At 29.4% G+C, this 14,184-nt stretch carries 12 protein-coding genes; all 12 read left to right on the top strand.

What is annotated here, in order from left to right:
• Nucleotides 1-142: 142 nt before the first annotated feature.
• Complete coding sequence (locus B3630_RS11915; protein WP_346898424.1) at nucleotides 143-1,126, top strand: DHH family phosphoesterase; 984 nt, start codon at nucleotides 143-145, stop codon at nucleotides 1,124-1,126.
• Between the two features lie 28 nt (nucleotides 1,127-1,154).
• Entirely contained in the window at nucleotides 1,155-1,916 is a 762-nt protein-coding gene (locus B3630_RS11920) for an isopentenyl phosphate kinase (RefSeq protein WP_346898426.1), read from the top strand.
• 78 nt (nucleotides 1,917-1,994) lie between these two features.
• Nucleotides 1,995-3,089, top strand: coding sequence for a phosphonopyruvate decarboxylase (gene aepY / locus B3630_RS11925; RefSeq protein WP_346898428.1), 1,095 nt, complete (start codon nucleotides 1,995-1,997; stop codon nucleotides 3,087-3,089).
• Between the two features lie 72 nt (nucleotides 3,090-3,161).
• The gene (gene aepX / locus B3630_RS11930) at nucleotides 3,162-4,043 is read left to right on the top strand and encodes a phosphoenolpyruvate mutase (protein WP_346898430.1); all 882 of its coding nucleotides are present in this window, start codon (nucleotides 3,162-3,164) and stop codon (nucleotides 4,041-4,043) included.
• Nucleotides 4,044-4,062: 19 nt separating this feature from the next.
• Entirely contained in the window at nucleotides 4,063-5,226 is a 1,164-nt protein-coding gene (locus B3630_RS11935) for a homocysteine biosynthesis protein (protein ID WP_346898432.1), read from the top strand.
• 42 nt (nucleotides 5,227-5,268) lie between these two features.
• A complete protein-coding gene (locus B3630_RS11940; protein ID WP_346898434.1) occupies nucleotides 5,269-5,979 on the top strand; it encodes a UPF0280 family protein in 711 nt (236 codons plus the stop codon).
• Between the two features lie 176 nt (nucleotides 5,980-6,155).
• Nucleotides 6,156-7,205, top strand: a complete 1,050-nt coding sequence (gene ispG, locus B3630_RS11945) for a flavodoxin-dependent (E)-4-hydroxy-3-methylbut-2-enyl-diphosphate synthase (RefSeq protein ID WP_346898436.1) — start codon at nucleotides 6,156-6,158, stop codon at nucleotides 7,203-7,205.
• Between the two features lie 133 nt (nucleotides 7,206-7,338).
• Nucleotides 7,339-8,370, top strand: a complete 1,032-nt coding sequence (locus B3630_RS11950) for a hypothetical protein (protein ID WP_346898438.1) — start codon at nucleotides 7,339-7,341, stop codon at nucleotides 8,368-8,370.
• Between the two features lie 257 nt (nucleotides 8,371-8,627).
• The gene (locus B3630_RS11955; RefSeq protein ID WP_346898440.1) at nucleotides 8,628-8,879 is read left to right on the top strand and encodes an acyl carrier protein; all 252 of its coding nucleotides are present in this window, start codon (nucleotides 8,628-8,630) and stop codon (nucleotides 8,877-8,879) included.
• Nucleotides 8,880-9,734: 855 nt separating this feature from the next.
• Nucleotides 9,735-10,994, top strand: a complete 1,260-nt coding sequence (locus B3630_RS11960; protein ID WP_346898442.1) for an ATP-grasp domain-containing protein — start codon at nucleotides 9,735-9,737, stop codon at nucleotides 10,992-10,994.
• 134 nt (nucleotides 10,995-11,128) lie between these two features.
• Entirely contained in the window at nucleotides 11,129-12,319 is a 1,191-nt protein-coding gene (locus B3630_RS11965; RefSeq protein WP_346898444.1) for an MFS transporter, read from the top strand.
• A 4-nt stretch (nucleotides 12,320-12,323) separates the two neighbouring features.
• Nucleotides 12,324-13,880: an AMP-binding protein gene (locus B3630_RS11970; protein WP_346898446.1), complete on the top strand. Its 1,557-nt coding sequence runs from the start codon at nucleotides 12,324-12,326 to the stop codon at nucleotides 13,878-13,880.
• Nucleotides 13,881-14,184: the final 304 nt, after the last annotated feature.

Below are 14,184 nucleotides of genomic sequence, written 5' to 3' on the forward strand. Positions count from 1 at the left end.
AAGAATTAAGTATAAAAGTTTCAGACATAGTTATATTAGGTGAACTATTGATAAAAATGCAAAATGTCTGTTTTTTATTTTTAAGATTATTGAGTTTAATTTACTATTTATGGTTTTAAATAATAGAGGAGCTAAAGTATATATGGATATAGACAATGATAATTTGAATTCGTTTATTAAAAATGATTCAAAAAAAGTAGTTAAAGTAGTTACTTCTGGATCTTCTTATATGGATATAGATGCTTATGGTGGGTGTATTGCCTATACGGAATTACTTAGATTACAAGGATATGAGGCTAAAGCTGTTAGTAGTTCTCCACTAAATGAAAGTATTACACCAACTATACAAGGATGGGATTTAAAACTTAATGAGTATGAACCAAAAGACAAGGATGAGTTTATACTAATTGATGTTTCAAATAACAAATTTTTTGATCCTATTGTTGTAGAAAAAAAGATTGTAGAAATTATTGATCACCATGTGGGATTTGAAGAATATTGGGAAGAAAAACTTGGTAAAAAAGCTAATATTGAATTTATTGGTTCTGCTTGCACGTTAGTTTTTGAAAAGTATAAATTTAACAATTTACTTTCTAAGATTAGTTATGATAGTGCACGGTTAATTGCAACTGGAATTTTAGATAATACTCTTAATTTCGAATCGAATATTACAACTGAGCGCGATATTAGTGCTTACAAAACTCTTGCCGAAATAGCAAATTTGCCAGAGGATTGGCCGTTAAAATATTTTTCTGAATGTCAAAAAAGAATTGAATCCAATTTGGAAATTGCTATTAACAATGATGTCAAGACTATGGAACCTACAGATTATTTACCTAGTGTATTTGGACAATTAGTAGTCTGGAAAGGATTAAATATATTACAGAATAATTTAGACATTATTGAAAAAACTCTACGTAATTTAGGTGAAGACTGGATGTTAAATCTTATTAGCATTAGTGATGGTAAAAGTTATATTGTAACTCATAATAATGACTGTAAAAAGAAACTAAATAAATTACTTAACATAGAATTTAAGAATGGTGTAGGAACAATGGACAAAATGTATCTTCGTAAAGAGATAATTAAAAAGTCTATAATTATGGGAAAAAAATCAATTCAATAAAGGGTTTTATTTGTTTTGGAGGTATACTATGAAGTTATTGAAAATTGGTGGAAGTCTAATGACCCATAAAAATATATGGCGTGAAATAGATGAAGAAAATATAAGAAAAATATCACTTCAGTTAAAGGAATATAATGAACCACTCATATTAGTTCATGGATTAGGTAGTTTTGGTCGTACCTATGTTCCTTTATATGAAAAAGGTTATATATCATGTGAAAATTCTACATTAGCAAGAAATATTCAAGTTAATATTAAAGAGTTTCATAATTATTTTGCAAATACTCTTTTAAAATCTGGAGTTCCAGTAAGAAGTATAGATCTTGAATCTATATTTGCTTGTGAAAATGGCAAAATAGTAGATTCTTTTTTGGATATAATTACATACTACATTAATAAGAATTATGTGCCTATTTTACATGGAGGAACAGTATGGGATGATTTTAAAAAATACTTCATTTTATCAAGTGATCATATACTTGAGGAAATGGCTATTCAATTAAATCCTTCAGAGGTCATTTGGGCATCAGATGTAGATGGAGTATTATCGAAAGATGAAAATGATAACCTTACTGTAATGAAAACATTAAATAGAAGTAACTTAAATAAAATGTGGAATTCAAATTATAATTCTAGTGATATTACGGGTGGTATGCTAAATAAAGTTAATATTTCTCTTAAATTAGCTGACTTGGGTATTAAATCAGTAATTGTAAATGGAAATAAAGATAATAGAATAGCAGATGCATTAAGTGGAAAAAAAGTTTGTGGAACAACTATAGATAAATAATGTTAGTGTTCATATAACCGTTAGAAAATAAATTATCATATAACATAATACACATTTAAAAAATTGTGAGGGATAAAAATGAAAGCAAAGTATTTTATTGAAACATTAAATTCAAAGGGATTTGGACCATATATGGGAGTGCCATGTTCATTCCTTAAACCAGCAATAAATTTTATATTAGACAATAAAGATACTTATGATTATTATTCTACAGCAAATGAAGGAGAAGCAATGGGATTAGCAGCAGGATTCAGCTTAAGCAATAGGATACCTGTTGTTATGGTGCAAAATTCTGGATTAGGAAACATAATAAATCCTTTAACTTCTTTAAATTTACTGTTTAAGCTAAAAACTTTAATAGTTGTTACCTTAAGAGGAGAAATAGGGATACCGGATGAGCCTCAACATGAAATAATGGGAGCTGTAACTGAAGATTTATTAAAAGCTTTAGGTGTAAAATATGAGTTTTTAGATGAAAATCAGTATGAAGAACAAGTAGAGAGATTAAGTGACTATATAAATACCATGGATACTTCAGTAGTCTTGTTACTAAAAAAAGGTTTTTTAGAATCATATAAATATGAGGATGGTTATAGTAGTGGCACAATACAAAGGGTAGCTGCCATAGAAACTATAAGTAATTCATTAAAAGGTGATGAGGTTATAATTTCAACTACTGGAAAAATATCTAGGGAGTTGTATTATTACGGTAAAGAAAGTGAAAATAACTTTTATATGGTTGGATCTATGGGATGTGCTGCTTCAATTGCACTTGGAGTTTCTCTTAGTAATGAAGATAAAAAGATAATAGTACTAGATGGCGATGGTGCAGTATTAATGAAGATGGGTAGCTTATCTACTGTAGGAAAATATAAGCCTAACAATTTTATGCATATTGTTTTAGATAATGAGGCTTATGATTCAACTGGTGGTCAACGTTGTAATTCAGAAATAACTAAGATAGATGAAGTTGCTAAAGCTTGTGGATATGATAGAACTTATAGAATAAATACTTTAGATGATTTAGAAAAAACAATTAAGTTTGAAAATGAGAAAAAAGGTACCATTTTAATTCTAATTAAGGTTTTAAAAGGTTCAGCTAAAGATTTAGGAAGACCAAAAGAAACTTGTGAATTTTATAAAGAACGTTTTATGAATTTTCTGGGTTGCTAGTTAGTTTAATAAATATATTTAATTATAAATTATGTAAATAATAGATATTTAATGATAGGATGGTTAACGAATATGAATAAATCAAAGATACTAAAAGATTTACTTTATAATGGAAAAACAAACTTCATAATGGAGGCACATAATGGTTTATCAGCTAAGATTGTTGAAGAAACAGGATTTGATGGTATTTGGGCTAGTGGACTTAGTATGTCTGCTTCACTAGGTGTAAGAGATACTAATGAATTAAGTTGCACACAAGTGTGCGATATATGTGAATTTATGACTAATGGTACACAAATTCCAATTTTATTAGATGGTGATTCTGGCTTTGGCGACTTTAATAATTTTAGACTTTTTGTTAAGAAATTAGAACAAATTGGTGTTGCAGGGGTATGCATAGAGGATAAAAACTTTCCTAAAATGTGTTCTTTTGTAGAATCCGAGACACAAGAGTTAGCTAATATAGAAGAGTTTTGTGGAAAGATAAGAGCGGGAAAAGATGCTTCTAGTAATCCCGATTTCGTTATAGTAGCAAGAGTAGAATCTTTTATCGTAGGGAAAGGATTGGAAGAAACTTTAAAACGTGCTTATGCCTATGCTGATAGTGGTGCAGATGCGTTACTTATACATAGTAAATTAGATAATGCATCAGAAATAGAACAGTTTATGAAAAGATGGGATAATAGAAAACCTATTATAATAGTACCTACAAAATATTATAAAGAGCCTATTGAAAAGTTTATTGACATGAAAATATCTTTAATTATATGGGGAAATCATAATATTAGATCATCTATAAGTGCAATGAGACAGGTTTCAAGACAGATTTTTGAAGAAAGAACAGTACAAGGTGTTGAAAAAAAGATTACGCCAATAGATGAAATTTTTAAGTTGCAAAATATTGATGAATATATTCTTGCAAAAGAGAAATATATTCCTAGTAAAAAAAATTAAATTTATAATATTAATAGGGGTGAGACAAATTTTAAAAATAATTAAAACTTATGCAGAGATAAATCAAAAGATAAAGAATGGAACAGCTGTTGTTTTTACAGCAGAAGAAGTTTTGGATATAATTGCTGAAAAAGGTATTGAGGAAGCAACAAGAATGGTTGATGTTGTAACCACAGGCACATTTGGACCAATGTGTTCATCAGGTGCATTTATTAACTTTGGTCAATCAGATCCACCAATAAAAATGAAGAAAGTTTGGTTAAATGGAGTTCCTGCATATGGTGGACTTGCTTCTGTTGATGCTTATTTAGGAGTAACAGAAATGAAAGAAGATTCAGATGAACTATATGGTGGTGCTCATGTAATTGAGAGCATAGTTTCTGGAGAGAAGATAACGTTAAAAGCTAAAGGTGGGGTAACAGATTGTAAACCAAACCCTGGATTAGAAACATATGTAGATAAAAATAGTTTAAATCAATGTATTCTCTTTAATCCACGTAATGCATATCAGAATTATGCAGCAGCAATAAATTCTACAGATAAATTAATGTATACATACATGGGAAAATTAAAACCTAATTATGGAAATATAACTTATTCAAGTGCAGGTCAACTAAGTCCTTTATTAAATGATCCGGAATTACGAACTATAGGAATTGGTAGTAGAATCTTTTTAGGGGGTAGTGTTGGATATGTTTCATGGAATGGAACTCAACATAATCCATTAAAAGAAAAGAACGATAAATCAATTCCAATAGGTCAAGGTTGCACGTTAAGTGTAGTAGGTGACTTGAAAAAAATGAGTACTGAATATATTAAGGCTATGGCAATTGAAAATTATGGCGTTAGTTTATGTGTAGGAATTGGTATACCCATACCTATTTTAAATGAAGAAATGATGAAATTTGTATCTGTAAGAGATAAGGATATTAATACAGTACTACTTGATTATGGCATACAAAGAAGAGAGAAACCAAGAGTACAAATAGTAAATTATGAACAATTAAAATCAGGTTCAGTAAAAGTTAATGATAAAGATGTGAAAACTTACCCAATTTCAAGTATGAGTAAAGCCAGAAAAATTGCTCAAGTTTTAAAAGAATGGATAATTAAAGGTGAATTTCTTATCCAAGAACCAGTAGAGTTATTACCTACTGACTCAGTTTTTAAAACTTTGACGTAATTGGTTAAGATTATGCATGAATTACGATTATATAGAAATGATATGAAAAAATTAGGATTTAAATCCTTTATTATTAGCTACTTCGAGACTGATATTTGGATTTCTGTTAAAAGTGATGAATACAAGAAAGAAATGGAAGAATTCGCATATGAAAGAGTTAAGGCATTAAGGGGTATTTTAGAAAATTTTATAACAACTGATACGATATTTGCAAGTACTCTAGTTCCTTACAAGGTAAAGGATAATGCACCAGAAATTGCAAAAACAATGGCTGAGGTAGCAGAAAAGGCTGCAGTAGGCCCTATGGCTACAGTGGCAGGAACCTTTTCACACCTTATAGGAGAGGAAATAAAAAGTAAGTTTAATATTAATGAAATAATTTTAGAAAATGGTGGAGATATATATGCAAGCAGTGATACAAATATTGTGATATCAATATTTGCAGGAGATTCACCATTTTCATCTAAGTTGAAGCTACAAGTAGACAAGTCATATTTGCCAGTTGGAATATGTACGTCTTCTGGAACAGTAGGACATTCTCTAAGTTTTGGCAAGGCAGATGCAGTTACAGTAATATGTAAAAATACAGCATTAGCTGATGCATATGCTACATCATTATGCAATAAGGTTAAAAAAGAAGACGATATTTTAACAGTCATTAATAGTACTGAAGCTATAGATGAAATAATTGGAGTAGTTATTGTTTACAAAGATAAGATAGGTATTCGAGGAGATATAAGTATTATAAAGTAACAAATTTATGATTAATTCAAGTTTTGCACATGATTCCTATAGCCTATAAATTAAGAACTTGTAGTAAAAAAGAGAAGAACGGTTCCTTGTTGTTATAATTGAATTATTACATTAAGTCTGTTAGATATATATGCTTGCATTTAAAAATATATTTTAGATTAGGAGAGAGTATTTTTATGGAAAGAAGAACTACTAGAAAAATAAGGGTAGGAGATGTTTTTATAGGTGGAGATGCTCCCATTACTATTCAAGCTATGACTTATAGTGATACTAGAGATATCAAAGCTACAATAGATCAAATAAAAAGATTAGAGGTTGCAGGTTGTGAAATTGTAAGAGTTGCTATAGTAGATCAGGAAGCTGCTGATGCAATTAAAAAAATAAAAAAAGAAATAAGAATACCTTTAGTCGCTGATATTCACTATGATTATAGATTAGCTCTAGCATGTATAGAAAATGGTGTAGATAAAATAAGAATAAATCCTGGAAATATTGCTGATAAGCTTGAATTAAAAAAACTAGTTGAATTTGCAAAGATTAAAGAAGTACCTATAAGAATAGGAATAAATTCAGGATGTATGGAAAAAGAGATATTAAAGAAATATAATGGGATAACTGCAGATGGAATGGTTGAAAGCGTATTAAATTATTGTAATATTTTCGAAACTTTTAATTTTGAAAACATTGTAATTGCAGTTAAATCATCTAGTGTTCCTATGAGTATAGACGCTTATAGAAAAATATCAAAAATGACAGATTATCCACTTCATATAGGGGTAACTGAAACAGGAACTTCTTATAAAGGAACAATTAAGTCTACATTAGGAATAGGAACTCTTTTAGCTGAAGGAATAGGAGATACTGTAAGAGTTTCGCTTACTGGAGATCTTATTGAACAAGTAACTGTTGCTAAAGAAATACTTAAAGGATTAGAGATAAGAAAAGAGGGTATACAATTAGTTTCATGTCCTACTTGTGGAAGATGTAAAGTTAATTCAATTGAAGTAGCTAAAGCAGTAGATGCCAAAATATCTTCTATAAATAAAAATTTAAAAGTGGCAATTATGGGATGTTCAGTAAATGGACCAGGAGAGGCAAGAGATGCAGATATAGGAATAGCTGGCGGAGATGGAGAGTTTCTACTATTTAAAAAAGGAAAAATTATAAGGAAGATATCAAAAGATAATGCTGTAAAAGAATTAGTAGAAGAAATAGAAAGACTTTGATAACAAAGATGAAGAACAAACTAAAAATTAAATATAATTCATTGATTAACTTATAATAGTCAAGTAAAAAGCAAATAACTTTTTAAATATTAGTCAATAAAATTTATTAATTTTATACAAGAGGAGGGATATATTGCAATCAATGTTGCACCATTTTGATTCAATTCAACTTACCACAGAAGAAAGAGAAGAAAGTGCTATTTACGTATGTTATGATCGTTCCTTATATCATTATTTAAAAAGAAATTCTAATATGAAAAATTTCAATTGGTTATTTGCAGACCGTTTTTGGGGATTTTTATATTCTGAAAATAATGAGCCTATTACGCCAATACAAAATGGGCTTAGTAAAATTGTTGATTTAATTACGGAAACCTTATGTGTTGAAACAGAAAAGCTTCGCGGCATAATGAAAGAAAAATTTTCTGATGGTTATAAAGCTTATGCAATGTTTACTGTGGAGAGACCTGATGGAACCTTATATGTTACGAGCACTCTGTTTGAAGGTATGAAAGATGATTTAATTTATTATACAAAAACCGGTAAGACATGTTCCTTAACTTGCATACCAATGGAATTTAAAGAATTTATTTCGAAACTTCCTAAAGATGGAGAAGGAAAAGTAACTATTACTTTTATACGTGCAACCGAGTCATTGATTAAAAAACTAAAGTGTAGTGGTGTGAAACTATATAAAGAAATAATGAAAAATTTATACGGATTTTACTATGATGAAGGTTTAGTTAAACAAAAATATAATCCAAATTTAAAGATTAATAATATTGGATTATATGAACTTTTAAATTATTTTGAGTCATACAAAAAAGAATTAGTTCTTAATGAAATTAGTAAAAGAAATCAATTGCGTATGCATAGGCATATTGCAAATAAAATTGAACCAATGTTGTTTGCTTGGAATTCTATTTTAGCTGATACTGAGTGTAGTAGCATAGTTGGAAAAGAACATTCTCAGGCTATTTTAAACCAGAGTACTATAATTAGAGAGAGATTAAAATCATTATTAAAGTGGGCTAGTATGGTATTTTCACGCCCTAATATAAACTTTATGAATTCTTATATAAATGAATTGAGTGCATTAATTAAAGATTTTGAAATATATCAAAAACTTATTTGCGAAGCAAATGCTATTATATTAAAAAATTAGTTTCTAATATACCATTTAAATTTAAAACATAGCTAAAATCACTCTATAATGGCATAGTCATGGTAAGAAAGCGTATACAAATATCCGCCTTAACCATAAATAAAAGAATGTAACTCTGTTCACGTAACTAATCTATGTCTATATAAATACATTAGTTCAATATATATTAAGATAGTTTATTTTTGCAATAATGTATTCTAAGAATGAGTGAGTTATCAAAATTTTAAAAAATATATAGAAGAAGGTGTAATTTAAAGATGAAAAATAAGCTTTATAAAGTCTTCAATGGAATAATTTCACAAGAAAGCATGAATTTAATTATTAATGATTTTAAAGAAGTTGCTGATACAGATATTCAGGATCTTGGCGTTGATTCGCTTGCAATAATGGAACTATTATTTAGAATTGAAGAGCTCCTTCAAATTGAAATTGACTATGAGAGCTTTAAAATTGAACAAATAAAGACTCCGCGTCTAATTTTAGATATGTTAAACTCAAAAAAACAATAGGAAATAATTATACATTAAGTAAAGGATAAATAAGAATGAAGTTATAGGGATATTTTCAATTTAAATAGCTTAGAGGTATGTGATTGAAGTATCTCTTATAGTTTTATATTATGATAGTAAATTATTTTAAGAAGTAACACCATCCTAAGAATATAGGTGTTTTGCATCCTTGAAGAGTACAATATTGGTGCCGATTTCAGAAATAACTTAAAATCCTCTACATTATTGAATCACAACCTGTATATAACATATATTTTCATAAATTAATTCATACAATACAATATGTGAAAATGCAAGAATTACACTTGTTGTAAAGAGTGTAATAAAATATATTAAGTTGTATTAATATCTATTGTATACCCTGTTTCAATAAGAATTAGTTGATAATATTTGGTAAGTTTAAAGCGATAGAACATAAGGTCTCGTAACTCCATGATATTTTTAGGAAGAATAAAGCTTCCATGAAGGAGACCATGCTTGTACAAGTCTACAAGCCAAAGCGCATCATGTTTTTTGGCAACATTCATACCACAACATACTTGGTAAACAATTTTTAACATATATATCACCTACAAATAAAAAATAGAGTACACAAGTGTTGATTGAATACTCATGATCTTAAAGGGTCTTTGTTTAAACAAAGATTAATTTACGTGGTCATTGGAACAATTATTTGTACTAAAAAAGTATTCGGCACATGTTATTATATGGATTACGATAAATTACGATCAGACTTACTCTGCCGTGCTCTGTAGTACACCTGTATACTTATCTATGTTATTTACAATATTTGGTGAAATAATCACTTTAATTAAATTTTGTGACTTGAACACAGCGAAAGGAATGAATGTTATTATGAAGAAAAATAAAATAGCGATTTTTTCAGATGAAATTAATGGACCACTTATAGCTTCTGCTGCTAAAAAGCTGGGACATGACCCATATTTATTTTATGCAAGTGAATCTAAAATTGAAATTCAGTATCCTAATATCAAAATAGATCCATTTTTGCCTATTGAAGTATTAGGCAATGAGGTTGAAAAATTTATGGGACGTCCAGATGCAATAATATCATGTGTTGAACAATTTTCTGTCAATATTGCGAAATATGCAGAATATCTTGGAATATCTCCTAGTCCAGTGGAGACATATGATATTATGCGTAATAAGAGTCGTATGAAATCAGTTTGGAAAGAGGCTAATGTATCTACACCATCATCTTGTTCAGCAAAAAGTTTTGCAGATGTTGATTTGAGTTCCTTAGAGTATCCACTTATTGTAAAACCAGCTCATGGAGCAGCAAGCGCTGGTGTGGGAATAGTTTTTAATAAAGAAGAATTAAAAAAACAGATAAATAAAATTCTTCGTTTCAATGTTTCCACACTAAATGTTGAAAAGGCTGTAAAGTCAGGATTCTTGATTGAAGATTATATAGATGGAGAAGAATATTCAGTAGATACAATTTGGTTTAAAGGTAGCCCGATACTTAATGGAATTATGTCAAAGGGAAATCCTCAAGGTCCTTCTTTTCCGGATCGGTTATATTTGACAGAACCATCCTTATCAGAAGAGATAAAGAAAGAGCTTCTAGACTTATCGCATGAAGCAGTAAAAGCAACTGGAGTAATATCAGGGGCAACACATACAGAAATTAGAATGAGAAATAACAAAGGCTATGTAATTGAATCTGCATTACGACCAGGTGCAGGTGGATGCTTTTATCAGCTTTTCGAAAAAGCCTTAGGTGTTTCATTTTATGAAGCTTTAATATTAGTCTCATTAAAGGATCATACAGAGAATGAATTAGAATTGCTCAAGCAAATGTCTTTAAACACCAGCAATGCATCTTCAACACATTATTGGTATAATATTGAATATAAGGGTCATGGGATAATACAATCTATTGAAGGCGAAGAAGAAATTCTAAAAGAAAAATTTGTTGAAAAAGTATGCATTAGAAAGAAAGTTGGCGACTATCTTCCCGCTGAATGTGACTCATATTCATATCTAGGATGGGTTATTGGTAACTTTGTTGAGAAAAATACATTCGATAATTATTACTCATATCTAAGAAAAGCTCAGAGTTATATTAAAGTTATATATCAGAATAAATAATTATAAGGTTTTATTCTAATATTTGGTATAAGTATAAATTTATAAAACCATCTAGACATGTGTTAAAAAGGAGGATGATTATTATTAATTTAAATAAATTACGTAATCCAAAAGTTCTTATCCCACTAGGAGTCTTGATTACAAATATCGGTAACGGGATGAATACATTAGCTGTAGGTAAAATACTATATGATAAAACAGGAGCTGTATCAGCATTTGCATTTTTATTAGTAATTCAAAATGTTTTGAAATTACTTACTCAAGCAATTGCGAGTTCATCAGTAGACCGAGGAAGAGCCAAGCAGTCTGCATTTATAGCAGAGTTTCTTCGTGGGTTAGTTGTAATTATATGCGCCATAATTGCATTTAAGGGATACGTATCAAGTATATTTTTAGCTACTATAATTATAAGCCTATTAGGACCTTTTTATAAAACTGCGAGCTTTGCTATTGGACCAATGATAGCAGATGGGAACAGTTTAGCTCGATATAATGCTAGAACAAGTACTTGTCTTCAAGTAGGTCAACTTCTTGGAGCAGGCATAGCAGGTATTATAATTTCCTTTACGTCTCCTCTTTTTGCAATAGTATTAAATGGATTTTCATATATTGTATCAGCGACATGTATTGGAATCTCAATAATACCAAATCAAAAAATATTTACTCGTAAAGGAAAAAGAATTAAAGATACAGTCTCAACAATTGGATTTAAAAAATTCTTTGTTGAATGGTATGACCTTATTAAGAATTTAAAAGAAAATCCTATTGTTCTTAGTCTAGTATTTTTATGTACATTCGATATAATTATGGTTTCATTCATTAATATAGCATATGTACCAATATTAACAGAAATGAAATCTCCAATGTGGTGGTTAGGAATCTGGGATTCAGCTTTTGCTATTGGAGCAATTATAGGTGCCAATATATTTGGAAACCTTAAGAATTTACAATGTCCATTAAAATGGACAGCTGTAAGTCTTATAACTCAAGGGTTATTTGTAATAGGATTTGGTCTACATTCAGTAGAAATCGTAGTAATCTCTACATTCTTTATAGGAATATCTAATGCTATTTCAGTTTCTAGTTTTAATTATTCTCTGCAAAAAACAGCTGCTAAAAGTTTTCATGGTAGAGTATCAGGGGTCAGACAATTTATGACTTCATTAATGATAAGTATTTTTCTACCAGTACTTTCATTATTATTAAGTATCAATATAATTTTAGCTATAGGAGTTGTTTCAATTATTTGTGTCTTTGCTGCATTAGGAGTTATTTTATTATTAAAACCTTTAGTTACTACACTAACCTTTAATGAAAAGGGGTAGATAAATGCTTTTAAAATCAATACTAAATATTAAGAATCAATACTTAAATAAATTAGCAATTAAAACAGCTAGTGAATCTTTAACTTATGAAGAACTAATTGAGAAATCATGTAATATTTCACAAAATTTAAAGGAATATGTTGATGAGTTCAATCTAAAATCTAAGTCACCATGTTGTGGGCTAATATTCAATCACGGAGTTTCGGGCATTGTTGCTATTGTTGCTTGTGTACTATCAGGTTTGACTTATGTGCCATTGGATAGTTCTTACCCTGAAAATCGATTGATTTATATGGCAGATAATTCAAACATTAAATTTTTAATTACTGATTATGAAGGAGTAAATTTAACGAAAGAATTAGCCGGCAAAATGAAATCTGAACCACAAATTATAGTTTTAGAGGAACTTGATTATAACGCATCTAAAGAGTACACATTGCCTATTGAAATGAGCAATAATCCTGATGTATACATCCTCTATACATCAGGTTCGACGGGTAAACCAAAAGCTGTTATTCAAAAAGCTGAATCTATAGTTCACTTTGCAAGTGAATATATTAGTAATTTAAACATTACAAAAGAAGATAAATTAACGTTATTTTCCACATATGGCCATGATGCCGCAGTAATAGATATTTTTTCTTCATTATTATCGGGCGCGTGTCTATATCCACTAGATTTGCGTGAACCTAAAAACTTTTTTACACTACACAACTGGCTTAAAGAAAATGAGATAACTGTGTGGCATAGTGTACCTTCACTTTTTAGAATGTTTTGGAATGCTTATAATAAGGTTGTAAATTTACCTTATTTACGATTAGTTGTACTCGGTGGAGAAGCAGTAAGAGAGCATGACTTTATATTATGCAATGAAAAATTAAATAAAGTGAAATTGTACAATCTTTACGGACAAACAGAATCTTCCTATTCTGCTGGGAATTATATAACAGAGAAAGATGACGTAGCTTTCATAGGGATCCCTGTAAAGGATACTCACTTAATTGTTGTTAGCAAACATGGGGTTGTAAAAAAGATACCTGATACTTGCTTTGAAAAAAAATATATTTGTTCTGAATTAAGTAAATATGACGTTAATGAAGGTGAACTATTAATTTGCTCTAGATTCATTGCAAATGGTTATTGGAAAAATGAAGAAGTTACTAAAAATGCTTTTATAAACTCACCTATTTTTGGAAAACTATATCGAACTGGAGATTACGTAACTCTATGTGAAGATGGTAAAATAATTTTTTCGGGGCGTAAGGATACTCAAATAAAGATACGAGGACATAGAGTTGAGATAGGTGAAATTGAATCTACTATCTTACGTATAAAAGATATAGTTGAATGTGCAGTTATATCTGAGAATATAGCAGATCAAACTAAGTTGATTGCATTTGTTAAATCTAACAATAAATATGATACAGCAGATATTAATAATGTTTTAAAAAAATATCTACCTACGTATATGATGATTTTTAAAGTTGTTATGATTGATACATTTCCGCTTACTGTAACAGGAAAGATAGATCGTAACAAATTGATATGTCTTACCAATTAAACATGTAAACAACTTTATATGTGGGTGTCCCCATATAGCCGTTAAGCTAAGAAAATTCTATAAAAATAAAGCCTCCCATTTGCAAATAAAAAATATATCAATGAGGGATCTTACAAATGATAAAAAAACTTAAAATTAGATAAATATATAAAACTTTTGGTAGTCTTGCCTATCCCCCCAAAAGTTATATTAGGCAGATAACTCCACAAGGAGCGTGTTACTACAGCTTAGGGATAGCTTTAAATTAATATTATTGGAAGTGTGAGAAAAAGTGGACCAACTTTAAAAAGTTAGTCCACTTTTT

The sequence above is a fragment of the Clostridium sp. UBA7503 genome (genome assembly GCF_002477055.1).
Lineage (GTDB): Bacteria > Bacillota > Clostridia > Clostridiales > Clostridiaceae > Clostridium_J > Clostridium_J sulfidigenes.